Origin of the sequence: Sessilibacter corallicola (assembly GCF_021290925.1) — a bacterium.
GTDB classification, from domain to species: domain Bacteria; phylum Pseudomonadota; class Gammaproteobacteria; order Pseudomonadales; family Cellvibrionaceae; genus Sessilibacter; species Sessilibacter corallicola.
In genome coordinates, this window is the sequence record NZ_JAJSLX010000002.1 from 332,378 (window position 1) to 348,347 (window position 15,970).

12 protein-coding genes and 1 tRNA gene are annotated in these 15,970 nt (G+C 42.8%); 11 read left to right on the forward strand and 2 right to left on the reverse strand.

All coding sequences use genetic code 11. The annotated features are described in order from the left end of the window. The first annotated feature begins 70 nt into the window (after positions 1 to 70). Positions 71 to 2,041 carry a methyl-accepting chemotaxis protein gene (locus tag LU361_RS08775; protein WP_233088477.1) on the forward strand — a complete coding sequence of 657 codons (1,971 nt, stop codon included), beginning with the start codon at positions 71 to 73 and terminating at the stop codon, positions 2,039 to 2,041. A gap of 123 nt (positions 2,042 to 2,164) precedes the next feature. Here the strand turns inward: LU361_RS08775 and LU361_RS08780 are convergent, their stop codons facing one another. After that, positions 2,165 to 3,028, reverse strand: a complete 864-nt coding sequence (locus tag LU361_RS08780) for a choice-of-anchor L domain-containing protein (protein ID WP_233088478.1) — start codon at positions 3,026 to 3,028, stop codon at positions 2,165 to 2,167. A gap of 903 nt (positions 3,029 to 3,931) precedes the next feature. On the opposite strand from LU361_RS08780, the gene LU361_RS08785 reads away from it, so the two are divergent. Beyond that, complete coding sequence (locus tag LU361_RS08785; RefSeq protein WP_233088479.1) at positions 3,932 to 4,471, forward strand: carboxymuconolactone decarboxylase family protein; 540 nt, start codon at positions 3,932 to 3,934, stop codon at positions 4,469 to 4,471. Between the two features lie 67 nt (positions 4,472 to 4,538). On the opposite strand, the gene LU361_RS08790 is transcribed toward LU361_RS08785, so the two are convergent. Further along, positions 4,539 to 5,435 (reverse strand): choice-of-anchor L domain-containing protein, encoded by an 897-nt coding sequence (locus LU361_RS08790; protein WP_233088480.1) that lies wholly within the window; start codon positions 5,433 to 5,435, stop codon positions 4,539 to 4,541. A 725-nt stretch (positions 5,436 to 6,160) separates the two neighbouring features. Between LU361_RS08790 and LU361_RS08795 the strand changes: the two genes are divergently transcribed. From LU361_RS08795 to LU361_RS08835, 9 genes are all read left to right on the forward strand, one after another. Next, positions 6,161 to 6,562: an MAPEG family protein gene (locus tag LU361_RS08795; RefSeq protein ID WP_233088481.1), complete on the forward strand. Its 402-nt coding sequence runs from the start codon at positions 6,161 to 6,163 to the stop codon at positions 6,560 to 6,562. A gap of 33 nt (positions 6,563 to 6,595) precedes the next feature. Then, positions 6,596 to 7,417 carry a M23 family metallopeptidase gene (locus LU361_RS08800; protein ID WP_233088482.1) on the forward strand — a complete coding sequence of 274 codons (822 nt, stop codon included), beginning with the start codon at positions 6,596 to 6,598 and terminating at the stop codon, positions 7,415 to 7,417. Between the two features lie 48 nt (positions 7,418 to 7,465). Next, positions 7,466 to 7,672, forward strand: coding sequence for a Trm112 family protein (locus LU361_RS08805; RefSeq protein ID WP_233088483.1), 207 nt, complete (start codon positions 7,466 to 7,468; stop codon positions 7,670 to 7,672). Positions 7,673 to 7,763: 91 nt separating this feature from the next. Continuing rightward, positions 7,764 to 8,117, forward strand: coding sequence for a histidine triad nucleotide-binding protein (locus LU361_RS08810; protein ID WP_233088484.1), 354 nt, complete (start codon positions 7,764 to 7,766; stop codon positions 8,115 to 8,117). A gap of 419 nt (positions 8,118 to 8,536) precedes the next feature. Continuing rightward, positions 8,537 to 11,170, forward strand: coding sequence for an alanine--tRNA ligase (gene alaS, locus LU361_RS08815; RefSeq protein ID WP_233088485.1), 2,634 nt, complete (start codon positions 8,537 to 8,539; stop codon positions 11,168 to 11,170). A gap of 205 nt (positions 11,171 to 11,375) precedes the next feature. Beyond that, a complete protein-coding gene (locus LU361_RS08820) occupies positions 11,376 to 12,614 on the forward strand; it encodes an aspartate kinase (RefSeq protein ID WP_233088486.1) in 1,239 nt (412 codons plus the stop codon). 305 nt (positions 12,615 to 12,919) lie between these two features. Continuing rightward, on the forward strand, positions 12,920 to 13,105 hold the full coding sequence (gene csrA / locus LU361_RS08825) for a carbon storage regulator CsrA (RefSeq protein WP_233088487.1): 186 nt from the start codon (positions 12,920 to 12,922) through the stop codon (positions 13,103 to 13,105). Positions 13,106 to 13,360: 255 nt separating this feature from the next. Continuing rightward, positions 13,361 to 13,451 (forward strand) — tRNA-Ser (locus LU361_RS08830). 199 nt (positions 13,452 to 13,650) lie between these two features. Then, a complete protein-coding gene (locus LU361_RS08835; RefSeq protein ID WP_233088488.1) occupies positions 13,651 to 15,969 on the forward strand; it encodes a methyl-accepting chemotaxis protein in 2,319 nt (772 codons plus the stop codon). Position 15,970: the final 1 nt, after the last annotated feature.

The window sequence follows — 15,970 nt, forward strand, 5'->3', positions numbered from 1 at the left end:
GTCTATTCTATAAGAGATTGTCCCTTCGATAATTCATTAAATTTTCCATTTAGCGCAACGGTCGATTGTCATGAAGCTGAGTGTTAAGCAAAAAATGCTGATGGTAATGGTGCCAACTCTCACCGTAGTATTGTACTTTGCTATTTCAAAAATTGTTGATTTAAGTAATCAAACCACTGACGCAAAGCGAGCATTGGAATTCGTTGAATTCTCCGCTGTGAGTAGCTTGTTGGTGCATGAATTACAGAAAGAACGAGGCGCTTCTGCCGGTTTTCTGGGATCTAATGGCTACAGCTTCGGACAAATATTAGCAAAGCAGAGAACAGAAACCGATAAAAAACTGACTGATTTTAGAGGTTTTACCAAAAATTTTGGCTCTCATCTTAACAATCATGAAGGTGTAACTTCACTTATATCTGCGCTTGAAAACGAGTTCTCTCAACTCAACAAAATAAGGTCACGTGTCGATCAATTAGATATTGGTAATAAAGAGGCTCTGGGTTTCTATACCAATATCAACAGCCATCTTCTGACAAGTCCGGGTATTGCTTTGGCTGATACAAAGCAAGCTGATATAAGAATTCAATTGGCTTCTTATTATGAGTTTCTTCAAGGAAAAGAACGAGCCGGTATAGAGCGAGCAGTGCTTTCTAATGCGTTGAGCCAAAACAGTTTTCCCGAAGGTATGTACAAAAAATTCGTCACCTTAGTGGCGGATCAAAACAGTTATTTTTCTAGCTTTTTGGTGTATGCCTCGGACTCAGAAAAACAAGCGTACCAAAATGTGTTAAGCAGTGAAGTATCAGAAAAAATAGAAGAAATTCGTGGTCGTGCGTTTGAATATGATCTATCGAACGACTCTGTAGAATGGTTTAATCTTGCCACACAACGTATTAATTCTCTGAAAAAGATAGACGATGCTATTTCGAATAATACGGCTGAATTTGCTCGGACCGTGGTTGATAATACGATAACCAGTTTTTGGTTAACCATCGCTGTTACGAGTGTTGTTCTCAGTTTCCTGGTGTATTTCAATTTTAATTTGGTGAAAGATATTCATCGCCAAATTGAATTGATATTAATCACCATTAAAAACGCATCGAATAAAAATCTAAAAAAACGCGTCGATATTGATTCGAATGATGAATTTGGTTTGATTGCCGAGAATTTAAATCAGATGTTGACTGAATTGTCGAAATCCATGTCAGTGATCTTGAGTTCCAGCGAACAGCTGGCCATTGCGTCCGGTCAGATATCCACATCGGTCAACCTTGATGCCCAATCATTACATCAGCAGCAGCAAAATGTCTTGCAAATGGTCGATTCCATCGAGCAGATGTCGGATTCTATTCAAAGAGTTGAAGATTCCATTAATGAGACAACTGAATCCGTCGTTAAGGCAGAATCGTTGGTGGTTGAAAGTGACCAGTTGGTTGTCAATTCCAGTGATAATATTTCTGCGGTTTCCAATCGAATTGCGTCGGTATCCAGTACGATTGAAGAACTCCATGAAAGCAGTTCAAATATCAACAGTATTGTCGATGTGATTAAGAGTATTGCTGAGCAGACCAATCTGCTTGCGCTAAATGCGGCCATAGAAGCTGCTCGTGCAGGTGAGCAGGGCAGAGGCTTTGCTGTTGTTGCCGATGAGGTTCGTTCACTGGCAAAAAGAACTCACGAGTCAACGTCTGAAATTGAAGTCATGGTCAGTAAGTTTCAAGAAGACAGTAATAACGCGTTTAAAGAAATGTCAGAATCGAGAGAATTGGTAGATCAAAGTGTTGGTAAAGCCAAAGAGGTTCAAGAGTCACTCTCTCGTATTGTTGCTTCTATAGAAGAAGTGAGAGGCATGTCAGCGGATATTTCCTCAGCAATTACCAGCCAAGTTCAAGTCGGCCACAGAATTGCCAATGACGCTCGCGAAATAGAGTCTGCTTCTAAAGTAATATTGGAGCGAGGTCAGCAAGTTACAGAATCCACTCAAGAGCAAGCGCATCTGGCGGGGTCGTTAGAATCGATGGCTCGTAAGTTTTCTATTTAATTATTGTCCAGTTGGTTGGTTTGAATTTTGAGGCGGGAAAAAGCCAGAAAAACTTGTGCGAAATAAAAAATAGTATTATTGGAAAACCGTTAAAATCGCCTCCCTGCGATTTTAATAATAAGATTAATCGTGTTTTACCGGGATTAATCGTCGTGAACGCTGTTCATTTAACAAAAGTAACATCGACAAAATAAATAGAATACCGGTTGATGCACTTGTAGTATTTAATTCGGGCACAGGAGTAACGCCCACAAACGTGTCTGCACCGAACAATACCCACGAGTCGAGAAGGCCATCGCTGGAATCGGCAATCGAGAATTCAGCGGTGTGTACGCCAGCATCCAAACCGCTCACCTGAAACGTTAGCAGATTGGTGAAGCCGTCAATATTAGTGTCAAATACGTTGGCAGTGTTGTCGACGAATAGGTCCGAATTTAGGTCTCTATTGATTGAGTTGACAGAAACTGCGTTACCATCGGGTAATACCGCCTGATTAACACCGTCAATTGAAAATAGGAATGCATCATTAAATTGCGTGTTAACGAATTCGTTGTATTCTTCTGAACCAAATACGAGACTGAATATTAAATCCCCTCCAAATGAGTTATTGATCTCAAAATCAAAAGATAAACTGGCCAAGTCAAAGCTGGGAAAGCCTGAAATTCCTGAAACACTACCGGAACCTGGATTGCCAAAATCCACTGTCGATGGCGCTGCTGTGTTGGGACCAATGGCATTTAGAACTGAACCTGTAGAAAAGATGATGCCGCTATCAATTCCGAATCCACTGGAGATTCCGTCTGAGAAAAAGCCAGATTGTAAGGGGTCGCCAATAAAATTAGCGTCAAATACAGAGACACCCGACCCAACCAGGTTTTCGGCTAATGTAGTTGCGTCATTTTCAAGAGTGACTTGTAAGGCATTGGAATTAAATGGAACTAATAAAATAACTGACAGCGGTAGATGTGTAATAAATCGTTTTAACATTAGAGTCTCCACGTTGAAATCATTGTTAAACGTCGTCCCAAATCGATGATTTCTGGTGCCACTGAACACAAGTGAAAATTCTAATTTTTTATTTCTGGGTAATGACTTATTACGAATGCTCTAATTAGAATTCTCTAAAAGACGTTGATTCTAAAGGTGTGTTTATAAGTTTATGCAGATTGTGCTGGTTGCTGGTTTTTAGTAAATACTAATATTTCGCTAAAATTTAGGAGCGACTGTTAAAATTTAGCACAATAAAATTGGCCGCATAATAATATTTGTTGGTTAAAAAAATGATAAATAATCGCGAAGAGTTATCTTAATAAAGTACTAATAAAGGTGAGTAGAAATTACTGTTTTCTGACATTAAAAATGGTTGATTGGTGGATTTTAATGCCACTGGGAATGCAGTGATAATAAAATAATTATAAAAAATAGTAATGCACTTCAGAATTTAATTTAAGTGACTGTCTGCGTTAAATGACAAGTCAATTTAAATCACCGTGATGCGGAGTAGGAAAGGATAGGTTTCTGACGGTTATTACTGATTATTGAATTGTGAATAACTCTCTTTACAAGAAAGCTGCAGACAGGAAATGTAGGGAATAGTTTCAAACACCATTGTCTCATTTTCTAGAACATACTGTTTGATACTTTGATATTTTATAGGTTATCTAATTCTTTCTATCATTGCTGCCAACATTAGGTGTTTGCTGAATCTGTATGTGACAGCGATGTTTCAGAATTCACAACATACGTCGCTTTCGTTAGCGATTCGTACCTAATTTTATCGATTGATTAAGAATTTGGCGGCATTGGCAACCTTTATAAGGTGTATGTCGCTTAATTTCAATTCTTGACGTTAATTTCACATGTGAATAGGGCATTGTCCTGGAGAAGAATATGGCAGAGTTTACTCTTTATAATCATGAAACCTCACCAGAAGAATCCAAACCTTTACTGGATGCGGCACTTCAGAATTTTGGTATGGTGCCAAATCTAGCGGCAGTGCTTGCTGTATCCCCAGAAACGCTTGAGTGTTATCAAATGATGCACGCAAAATTCCAGGAAACCAGCTTTTCACCAGAAGAGTTAACTGTGGTTTGGATGACCATCAATGTTGAAAACGAGTGTCACTACTGCGTTCCTGCACATACTGCGATCGCCAATATGATGAACATTGATCAAGCGATTATCGAAGGTTTACGCAATAAAACCCCATTGCCGGATGCCAAGCTAGAAACCTTGCGCGACACTACCCTTGCGATCATGAAAACCCGCGGAGCCTTGTCTGAAGAGCAGTTCACTAAGTTTTATGATGCCGGTTACGGTAACAAACAAGCGATTGAAATCTTGTTGGGCTTGGCGCAAAAGACCATCAGTAACTTCACCAATCATTTAGCAAAAACTCCAGTTGATGAGCCTTTTGCCAAATTTGCTTAAGTTATAGTTCATAAAAAAGCCGCTAGTTAGCGGCTTTTTTTGTGGCAGGTCTTTTTATCTTGTCGCTTTAGGCAAGCTGGTTTCTGAGTCGAAGACCACCCGCTTTTTTGTTTTCAGACATCAACAACAAAATACTGATTAAGAAAATAATCGCCAATGACGCGCCACGGGCACTGAGTTCAGGGACTTGCACTGGCTCAGGGTCAGTTACGAAAGCAGTGAAAAATGCAAAGCTATCGCCTCGATCATCAAACCCGTCAGCAATTCTAAATTCAGCTGTGTGGACACCAGCATCAAGCCCATTGACGTCAAATGTTAATATCTGGGTTAATCCATTGGCCTCAGTCGGTAATACTGTTGCTGGTTCACCGTTGTCAATGAAGCTTCTAGCTCTAGAGTTACGGTTAATTGAAGCGGTAGAAATATTATCTCCGTTAGAGAATTGAGATTGATTTACGCCATCAATTGAAAAAGAAAATATGTCGTTTTGTCGGAAAGGCGGGAAATCGCGATATTCCTCAGATCCAAAAATTAACGCAAATTCTATATTTCCACCGATGTTGTTATCAAATTGAAAATCAAACGATAAAGTTGCTGCATCAAAAGTAGGTTCACCGATGGTTTCAGATAAAAAATCTGATCCTGGATTACCAAATGAAGTGCTAGCAAAAAAACGGTTATTGCTGAGATCAACGGCATCAACTGTTGAGCCAGTCGATAAAACTACTCCCGATCCTATTCCAAAATCAGTAAGAAATGTGTTGTTGTCAACGTAAGTACCGGATTGAAGATCATTTCCTGTAAAGTTAGCATTAAAAGTAGAAATGCCTTGGTCAAAAAGGCTGAAAGCTAATGTGTCAGCACTGGCTTCGTTGTCTAGATCAATTGAAAAGGCTTGGGTGTTCAAACTGAAGGCCATGCCCATAGTAACAAGCGTTGCAATACCTAATTTTTTAAATTCCATTGAGTTCCCTCCTGGAAAATTCATTAATTGAATTTTATAAAGATGGTGTGCTTGTGTTGGAAATAAATAGTTATTCCTAAAGCTGTTCAATAGTATCAACGTTCAATTGCTTCTCTATCATTTAATTCGCCTCAAGTTGATTTTTTACAATAGTGAGGAAAATGTATGCGAATATATGGATTTATTTGTCGCATAATTTTTTGTTTTTAGTTTAAGGTTTGTTTTATGTGATAGATTTAAACGACATTACGTATATTCGTATAAGCATTGTTTTGTTTTTATTACTTGACTGTTGTTTCACTTGGAATGGTGTGTCAGTACTGGTTGGCTGGTGGTGTGTGCGTATTTTTGTGTGTTGGTTTTGTGTTTTTGGCTTTTTATTTGAAAAATAATTATAAATAATTTTATTTTTTTGATTTTAATTTTTTATTTTTAATAAATTTTAATGTGTTTTTTAAGTGTTTTGATTTTATTTTTTATTAATATTTTTCAGGTTTTTTATTTTTATTTGAGTGATGCTTGTTAGTGGGTGAGTTTTCACGTTGTCGTTATTAAATTCAGCTATTTATTTTTCACTATAAATTGTTTCCAACGATTGCTCCCGGTTAGCGTCGGATGGCAAAAGTCTTATGATGTTATTGTGTTTGGAATATAATCAACGTTGATGGATGTCGCTCTATTGCTTAGAGCGTTGGTTTTAACTCTTAAACATATAAGGAGAGGTCGTGGCTTTTTCGGCGTTGGCCATTGTCTTGGTTATCACCCAGTATCTTATTTTTGTCTTACTAACGGCCAGAGCGCGTGTACGATACTCCATAAAAGCTCCTGCTACGGTGGGGCACCCGGTTTTTGAACGAACTTACCGCGTTCAGATGAACACCTTGGAGTTGTTGATTATCGTTGTGCCGGGGATTTGGTTAATGGGCTTATTTGTAGATCCCTACTGGCTTTCGCCATTACTCGGCGTATTGTTCGCAGTTGCACGTCTTATCTATTGTGTGACATATATTCGCAACCCAACATCCCGAGGTTTCGGTGTCGCAATGAGTTTTTTGGTGGCCGGGCTATTTATTGTCTGTTCTGCTTATGGTGCAATTGCAGAGATTCTGTACTCTTTAAACCATTGATGGAAATATTGAAATCTATAGGTGCTCTAATTGATGCTGAAAAAATTATTTAAATTTGTTGGCTGCGTGCTGGTGGGTTGTAGCAGTCAAATTAACGCGTTTGAGATTTCTGGCGATGTTCAGCAAGGCGCTGTGCTCATTGGTAAGGCAGACGCTGACGAAGTGATTGTCTACGATGGTAAAGAACTCAAGTTAAGCGAAGACGGTTATTTTGTTGTCGGTCTCGATCGAGATGCGCCGAAGAGCGTGAGTTTCACTGTCAAAAAGCAGGGAACAGAAGAGTCTTACACCAAAGCATTCGATGTAAAACAACGCGAATACCGTTTACAAAAAATTGAAGGGGTTCCCCAATCAACAGTGAGCCCAAACCCCGAACAAGTTGCTCGATCTCGAAAAGAAGCCGCTGCGGCATGGAAAGCTCGCGATCACAATTCTGATTTAACGTTTTTTAAATCGGAATTCCGTTGGCCTTTAACCGGACCGATTACTGGCGTTTATGGCAGCCAACGAATTTATAATGGTGTACCAAAACGACCACATTACGGGGTCGATATCGCTCGTCCAACGGGAACTCGCGTGGTCGCTCCTGCCTCTGGTCAAGTTCGTTTGGCGCACCCAGATATGTTTTTCTCAGGCGGTACTTTGATTGTCGATCACGGTCACGGTCTCAGTTCAACGTTCATTCACTTGAGTAAAATCTTGGTTGAGCCCGGGCAAATGGTTATGGCTGGCGATGAAATTGCTGAGGTGGGCTCAACCGGTCGCTCGACTGGTCCGCATCTCGATTGGCGGATGAACTGGTTTGATAAGCGTGTTGATCCGCAATTGCTTGTCGGACCCATGCCAACTCAGTAAAGTTAGCGCTAATCAGCCGCGAGGCAACACAAAAGTTTGGAAGTTATTATGATTGATAAAAAATTGCTCAGTATTCTCGTTTGCCCTGTAAGCAAAGCGCCGGTTGAGTACAACAAAGACAGCAATGAAATTGTTTGTTGGCAAAGCGGCTTAGCGTACCCCATTCGCGACGACATCCCAGTCATGTTAGAAAGCGAAGCCCGAGAATTGACCGTCGAAGAAAAAGAAGCGCACAAAGCAGCGACCAAAGGGTGATCAATTGAATGCTGAATGTCGCTCTTGCAATAGGCTGCGGCATTCAGATTTTGCCCTTGGGCTAACCATTACCCGTTTTTAAGGAAGAGTCATGAGTGAAACCACCGTATTCGGCAAAATCATTGCTGGCGAGATACCTGCAGAGAAAATCTACGAAGATGACGATTGTATTTGCATCAATGATATTTCGCCCAAAGCGCCAACCCACGTTTTATTAATTCCGAAAAAGCCAATTCCAAAACTGGCAGATGCCACCGCAGAAGACGAAGCTCTCTTGGGGCGGTTAATGCTCAAAGCGGGTGATATTGCCCGACAATTAGGAATCGATGATGCTTTCCGCTTGATTGTGAACAACGGTGAAGGTGGCGGCCAAACGGTGTTTCATTTACACCTTCACATTCTTGGTAACAAAAAATACACAGAAACGGATGGTCTTGGTTTTTAGACTTCTCATTTAATCTGGTATTTCTGTCGTAAGTACATTGAGCGGTTAATCGGTTTAATCGCTCAATGATAAAACCTTCTTTGAATTAAAATTCAGTTTTTTCAGCGAACTCCCGTTTCTCTTCACACTGTCTAATAATTCCTACCTAATAAACGCTTGTCTCTGTTTTAGAGGATCTTGCTTGCTCGAAACATAACAGAGAATTTCTCGGTATTTCAGAAGTCACTTTTCTCACAATGAAAAGCACGGAAAAATTTCGGCAGGTTCGAAAAAGAAAGCCCGTGAACGCTGAGTAATTTTGGAGTTAAGTCTGAGGTTCCTTTATACTAGCTCGCTTTTGCGGGCGAACCGTCAGGGTCGCTAACCCGTAGTCATCATTAAAAAATATGTGATTTTGCATCTGAAAAGTGTAGTTACCTATGAAAAGCGCAGAGATCCGCCAAGCCTTTTTGCAGTTTTTTAACAGCAAAGAACACTCTATTGTACCGTCATCAAGCTTGATACCTGGAAACGACCCAACCTTACTGTTCACAAACGCCGGTATGGTTCAGTTTAAAGATGTTTTTATTGGTGAAGATAAGCGTTCATACACACGAGCGACCAGCTCTCAACGCTGCGTGCGTGCCGGTGGTAAACACAACGATCTAGAAAATGTTGGCTACACTGCCCGTCACCATACGTTCTTTGAAATGCTCGGTAATTTCAGTTTTGGCGATTACTTTAAAGAATCCGCCATCAAATACGCGTGGGAATTTCTTACCAGCAAAGAGTGGATGGCCATTCCTGCGGAAAAGCTTTGGGTAACGGTGTACTCCGAAGACGATGAAGCGTTCGACATTTGGGCAACCCAAATTGGTGTACCAAAAGACAGAATCATTCGTATTGGTGACAACAAGGGCGGACGATACAACTCCGATAATTTCTGGGCAATGGGTGATACCGGTCCTTGCGGCCCTTGTACCGAAATCTTCTACGATCACGGCGAATCTATCTGGGGTGGCCCTCCCGGTTCTCCCGAAGAAGACGGTGATCGATACATTGAGATTTGGAACATTGTTTTCATGCAATTCAATCGCACACCAGACGGGGCGATGAATCCATTGCCAGCGCCGAGTGTCGACACTGGAATGGGGCTTGAGCGCGTCGCTGCGGTAATGCAAGACGTGCATTCAAACTATGAGATTGATCTCTTCCAGAATCTGTTAAACGCGACAGCTGAGGCAACCAATTCAACCGATTTGGAGAATAAATCGCTTCGCGTTATTGCCGATCACCTGCGCTCGTGCGCATTCTTAGTGGTCGATGGTGTATTGCCCTCAAACGAAGGCCGTGGTTATGTCTTGCGTCGAATCATGCGCCGAGCAATCCGCCACGGGCACAAATTGGGTCAAACCAATGCCTTTTTCCATAAGCTTGTTTCAGCACTTGTGAAAGAAATGGGCGAGGCCTACCCAGAGCTTGCTCAAGCACAGGCACAAGTTGAAAAAGTTTTCTTACTTGAAGAAGAGCAGTTTGCGAAAACCTTAGAAAAAGGTATGGCTGTTTTGGAATCCGCGCTTGCACAATTGAGCGGTAAAGAATTAAGCGGTGACGTTGCTTTCACTCTTTATGACACCTACGGTTTCCCGTTGGATTTAACCGCCGACATCATCCGTGAGCGCGATTTGACCATTGATGAAGCGCGCTACGATGAGTTGATGACTCAGCAGCGCGAGATGTCACGCGCGGCGGGCCAATTTAAAGTCGATTACAGCAACGTTGTTCAGCTCGATGGTGCGACCGAATTTTTAGGTTACTCAGAATTAGAAAACTCTGGTGTGGTAACCGCGTTGATTGTTGAAGGTGAATCGAAAGATACTCTTAGTGTCGGCGAATCAGCTGCAATTGTGCTTAACCACACGCCATTTTATGCAGAATCCGGTGGTCAAGTTGGCGATACCGGATTTATTACCAGTGATGGCGCCAAGTTCGAAGTCACCGATTGTACTAAGCAAGGTGCTCATCATTTGCACCACGGTAAATTGCTTGAAGGCGAGATTAAGATCGGCACGGCTGTTACTGCGTCTGTGGATGACTCCATTCGAGCTAAAACCGCGTGCAATCACTCGGCGACTCACTTACTCCACGCTGCGCTGAGAGATGTGTTGGGTGATCATGTCAACCAGAAAGGTTCTCTGAATGATTCGCAAAAACTGCGCTTCGACTTTTCTCACTTTGAAGCCGTAACTCCAGAGCAGCTAAAAACCATTGAACAAATGGTGAACGCACAAATTCGCTCCAACACCGCCGTGGCAACGGAAGTTACCGACATGGAAACCGCAAAAGAACGCGGCGCGATGGCATTGTTTGGCGAGAAGTACGGAGATTCGGTTCGAGTCTTGAGCATGGGTACGGATAATTTCTCGGTCGAGTTGTGCGGCGGAACTCACGTTAACCGCACTGGCGACGTGGGATTAATGAAGATCGTCAGCGAATCCGGCGTTGCCGCTGGGGTTCGACGAATCGAAGCGATTACCGGTGAAGCTGCGTTGGCTTGGGTTGATCAACAAGAATCTTTGTTGTCGGATGTATGTGCACTGCTGAAAACCAAACCCGAAAAAGTGGTTGAGCGCGTCGACACACTCAAGTCTGAACTTAAAGAACTCGAAAAAGCGTTGGCCAGTGCAAAAAGCCAGTTGGCAGCAGCGGGTACCGATGATTTGCTTGCTCAAGCTCGCTCAATCGCCGATATTCAATGTTTGGCCGCTCGGGTTGACGGTGTTGACGCTAAATCTCTCGGCGATATGGTGGACAAGATTCGCGATAAGCTTGGCGATGCAGTGGTTATTTTATTTGGTACAGAAGGTGAAAAAGTAACCTTAATTGCCGGCGTTAGTAAGCCGGTGACCAAAGTGGTTAAAGCAGGCGACCTAATTAAAGAAGTTGCTCCGCTTGTGGGTGGTAAAGGTGGCGGTCGTCCCGATATGGCTCGCGGCGGCGGTACTGACGCTGGCGGTATCGATGCGGCAATCAACCAGGCTTACGAATGGTTGTCTGGCAAAATCATTCAGTAAGAACTTGACGAATTTTTGCCTGTAATAACTTTTTGGTATTAAACAGGTGCTAAACTCGAAAGGTTTGTGACTTTTGCCCATGAAAACAGGTTAACATTTACTTCATATTATTGTTTAATGCGCCCCTTTCGTTTTCCGCCGAAGCATTTATATACCTTGTATATAAGCGTAATCGGTATCGATCGGGCGTTTTCGAGAAAGATCAATGGGCTTATACGTTCAAAAATATGGCGGTACATCAGTCGGTTCTGTCGAAAGAATAGAAGCTGTAGCCGAAAAAATTGCTGGTTTTAAAGCGAACGGTCACGACGTTGTCGTCGCGGTATCAGCGATGAGCGGTGAGACAAATCGTTTACTCGGTTTGGCGGGTGAAATTTCAGAACAACCGGCACCGCGTGAATTAGACGTTTTGGTTTCTACCGGTGAGCAAGTAACCATCGCGTTACTGTGCATGGCGTTACACAAACGCGGTGTAGAAGCTCGATCTTACACCGGTAATCAAGTCAAAATTCTAACCGACAGTGCGCACACCAAAGCGCGTATTCGAAACATTGATATCGAAAACATGCGCGGCGATCTAGAGCAGGGTCGGGTTGTGGTTGTCGCAGGCTTCCAAGGTGTCGACGAAGACGGCAATATCACAACACTTGGCCGCGGTGGTTCTGATACCACCGGCGTTGCGCTCGCTGCGGCTCTCGGTGCCGACGAATGCCAAATTTACACAGACGTCGATGGCGTTTACACCACCGATCCACGCGTGGTTGAAGGTGCTCGACGCCTCGAAAAGATCACCTTTGAAGAAATGCTTGAAATGGCCGGGCAAGGGTCGAAAGTATTACAAATTCGATCCGTTGAATTTGCCGGTAAGTACAAAGTGCCTTTGCGAGTTCTGTCCAGTTTTGTTGATGGTCCTGGCACATTAATTACTCTAGAAGAGGAAGGATCTGCAATGGAGCAGGTAGTTGTTTCTGGAATCGCATTTAACCGCGATGAAGCGAAAGTAACCGTTCTTGGTGTACCCGATACCCCGGGAGCGGCGGCTAAAATTCTTGCACCGATTGGATCTGCTAATATAGAAGTTGACGTAATTGTTCAAAATATCTCAGCAGATAATACAACTGACTTAACGTTTACTGTTCATCGCAACGAAGTTGAAAAAGCGAAGTCTATTTTAGAGACGGTTGCCAAAGAAGTCGGTGCTCGTGAAGTTATCTCTGACTCTAAAGTAGCTAAGGTATCAATCGTTGGTGTGGGTATGCGTTCTCACGCGGGCGTTGCTTCAACGATGTTCGAAGCATTAGCGAACGACAATATTAATATTCAAATGATTACCACCTCGGAAATAAAAATTGCAGTTATTATTGAAGAGCGGTATTTAGAGTTAGCCGTTAGAGCGTTACACTCTGCTTTTGGTTTAGATGCTGATACAGTAACTGAAGATTAATGCAGAAATTTCTTTAATTTTTTAAAGAAAAATCGTTCTATTTAACATTATAAGTGCGCATAAGACGTTATTTTCCTGCCCTGATTAGTAATCTTTTTGTAAAACTGGGCATCGTAGGAGGAAAATAACAAAAAAACTGCTTAATCTTATTGAATGCACAATTTCAGGTCTGTTTCTAAGTATAGGAAGCCCTGCGAACCCCAAACATTGCGATTAATCGGGTTAGGTGAATAGCCGTCAAGAGAAGCCAAATCAACGATAAGCGCTTTCTCTTCGTTAAGCAGGAAGAATAAAGGAGAATACCTATGTTAATTTTGACTCGTCGTATTGGCGAAACTTTAATGGTTGGTGATGAAGTAACGGTTACCGTATTGGGCGTCAAAGGCAACCAAGTTCGAATTGGTGTCAATGCACCCAAAGAAATTGCTGTGCATCGTGAGGAGATTTATCAGCGAATTCAAAGAGAAAAAGAACAAGAACAAAGTAAATAATTCCTTTAGCTTGTATTTTCTCGGCTTGTTGAAAATCTCTATTTGAGCAGTTAGTGTTCTTCAAGCCCACACCTAGAATCACTTAGGTGTTTTCCTATATCTGTTGCTTTGTGCATATTGAATGATAATCGATAGAATAGTTCTTATTTTGAACGGTTCGGGTTATAAAGCATCTAGGCAAAAGAAAATTTCTTGAAAGATGAAGTTAAGTCTTTGAATTTTCGAAGTTTGTGGTATTATGCCGCGACATTTTTCGGAGAGGTGGCCGAGTGGCCGAAGGCGCTCCCCTGCTAAGGGAGTATACCCTAACCCGGTATCGAGGGTTCGAATCCCTCCCTCTCCGCCATTTCTTTTTCCCTTTCAAAATCGCTTTCTTTTTTCTTCTTTAGTCCATCTGAATTCTGCCGAAACAGTTAAATTCATCGGTCGAATTATGCGTTTCAATCATTAAATTATCTGGGCGGTTAACTTTACGTTCTTTCGGGAGAATCCTAAAAAACTCTACTAGACTCGTTTAGTAGTGTTAAATTTCGAAGGATTGCTTCATGAATATCAAGCTAAAAATTACCTTATCCACTGTAGCGGTGACTGTATTTTGTGTGTTGGTCAGTTCAATCGTTATCGGGACAATTTCCTCCAATATCGCGAGTAAAGAATTCAGAGAGCGGGCACAAGCGCAGTTGGTTTCTACTCGCAACAGCAAGCAAAAACAAATTGAATCTTACTTTGGTGGAATTGGGCATCAAATTTCTAGCTTGTCTGAAAGTACCATGGTTGTCGAAGCCATGGAGGGGTTTTCCGACGCGTTCACTGAAACGCCGTTTGGGTCGAGCCGAGTATGGAAGCAAGAGTTATCCGGTTACTATCAGTCAGCATTTCAGCCACAGTACAACGAATTAAACCCAGATAAAAAAATAGACGCGACAAAATTACTGTCCGACTTATCACCTGAGGCGGCATACTGGCAATTGCAGTACATCCAAAATAACCCTAATCCGTTGGGCTCCAAGCACTTAATGAATCAAGCGGATTTGGCGTCTAATTACGATGCATTACACAAAGTGTATCACCCGCGATTTACTCGCTTTTTGGAAAACTTTGAGTACTACGACGTATTTTTAGTGGATGCGAAATCCGGCCATATTGTTTATTCGGTATTTAAAGAGCTGGATTTTGGCACTTCATTATTTTCCGGCCCTTATTCAAATTCAGGGATTGCTCAGTCATTTAAAGCCGCATTAGATCTTCGTGATGTTCATGACACAGCATTAACAGATTTTGCTCCTTACTCTCCATCCTACGAAGCGCAAGCATCATTTATTTCTTCTCCGATTCAAGGCAGTAACGGTGATGTGATTGGCGTTTTAATTTTCCAAATGCCCATTGCGCGTCTTAATTACATCATGACCAACGGCGAACAATGGCGTCAAACCGGTTTGGGAGAAACGGGTCAGTCTTACTTGGTGGGCAGCGATAAACTGGTACGGTCGGTAAATCGAAAACTGGTGGAAGATAAACAGGGTTTCTTGGACGCCTTAAGAAACAACGGTGTGTCAGATCGAGTGATTCGTGAGATCGATTTAAGAGATACCAATATTGGTTTGCAAACCATCGATACCATCGGCGTACGTAAAGCGTTAGCAGGGGATAAGGGTTTTGAAATTTTCTCCAACTATCGAGGTGAGTCTGTGCTATCGGCCTACACACCGGTTAACATCAGTGGTGTTGATTGGGTATTACTCACGGAGATAACCGAAGCCGAAGCGTTTGCGGGTGCCTCTCATCTGGTCAAGGAAATATCTGTCGCCACCATTATGGTGATAGCGGGCGTTGCCGTATTGTGTGTGGTGCTTGGTGGTTGGGTGGCGAGTTCACTGTCTAAACCCATCATTCATTTGAACCAAGTGATAAAAGTTACCGAGCGAGACAGCGATTTATCTCAGCGAGTCAGCATTCAGAGTCGAGATGAACTCGGTGCTATTTCAACAGCCTACAACGGCATGTTGGGTAAATTTTCGAAACTTATCCACAACATTTCAGATGTGACCAATACGGTGGCTTCGTCTTCTCAAGAGTTGACTGCGAAGTCGAACATGAACGCTCAAAATGTTGAAGGCCAGAGTAAAGAGTTGGAACAGTTCGCTTCGGCCATGTACCAGATGAACACCACCGTTCAGGATGTCGCCAGAAACACCTCAGAAGCCGCCGACGCGGCAAAACAAGCCACTCAATACGCTGATGACGGTAAAGCCATCGTTCAGCAGGTGACGGATGCGGTACAAGCGCTGTCGGAACGCGTTGCCCATGCATCTGATGTTGCTCAATCTCTGGAGTCGGAAGGAGAGAGTATTGGTGCCATCACTGACGTTATCAAAAGCATTGCCGAGCAAACCAACCTATTGGCGCTTAACGCCGCCATTGAGGCTGCACGTGCCGGTGAGCAAGGGCGTGGATTTGCGGTGGTTGCCGATGAGGTAAGAACCTTGGCTCAGAAAACCCAGCAATCGACGCATGAGATTGAAGAAACCGTAGAGCGGTTGCGCAGTGGTACTACCGGTGCGGTTAAAGCCATGGACGACAGCCAGAAATACGCCTCGAATACGCTCAAACTTGCGGTGTCGGCGTCGGATTCATTGGAGTCGATTGTTTCCTCTTCGAACTCCATCAGCGATTACAACATTCAAATTGCCAACGCTTCCGAGCAGCAGTTAGCCACAGTCGATGATATGAACCGGCGAATCACTAACATTAATGAGCTGGCCAACCAAACGGCAAAAAGCTCTAATGAGAGTGCGTCTGCCTCTGGGGATTTATCGTTATTGGCGTCTAACTTAAAACAGAGCATTTCCCAATTTAAGGTGTAAT

Excerpts from the sequence above, each read along its gene's own strand:
- LU361_RS08805 (WP_233088483.1), top strand. The coding sequence starts at position 7,466 with ATGATTGATAAAAAATTGCTCAGTATTCTCGTTTGCCCTGTAAGCAAA.
- LU361_RS08780 (WP_233088478.1), bottom strand. The coding sequence starts at position 3,028 with ATGTTAAAACGATTTATTACACATCTACCGCTGTCAGTTATTTTATTA.
- LU361_RS08810 (WP_233088484.1), top strand. The coding sequence starts at position 7,764 with ATGAGTGAAACCACCGTATTCGGCAAAATCATTGCTGGCGAGATACCT.
- LU361_RS08785 (WP_233088479.1), top strand. The coding sequence starts at position 3,932 with ATGGCAGAGTTTACTCTTTATAATCATGAAACCTCACCAGAAGAATCC.
- LU361_RS08800 (WP_233088482.1), top strand. The coding sequence starts at position 6,596 with ATGCTGAAAAAATTATTTAAATTTGTTGGCTGCGTGCTGGTGGGTTGT.
- LU361_RS08835 (WP_233088488.1), top strand. The coding sequence starts at position 13,651 with ATGAATATCAAGCTAAAAATTACCTTATCCACTGTAGCGGTGACTGTA.
- csrA (WP_233088487.1), top strand. The coding sequence starts at position 12,920 with ATGTTAATTTTGACTCGTCGTATTGGCGAAACTTTAATGGTTGGTGAT.
- alaS (WP_233088485.1), top strand. The coding sequence starts at position 8,537 with ATGAAAAGCGCAGAGATCCGCCAAGCCTTTTTGCAGTTTTTTAACAGC.
- LU361_RS08820 (WP_233088486.1), top strand. The coding sequence starts at position 11,376 with ATGGGCTTATACGTTCAAAAATATGGCGGTACATCAGTCGGTTCTGTC.
- LU361_RS08790 (WP_233088480.1), bottom strand. The coding sequence starts at position 5,435 with ATGGAATTTAAAAAATTAGGTATTGCAACGCTTGTTACTATGGGCATG.
- LU361_RS08775 (WP_233088477.1), top strand. The coding sequence starts at position 71 with ATGAAGCTGAGTGTTAAGCAAAAAATGCTGATGGTAATGGTGCCAACT.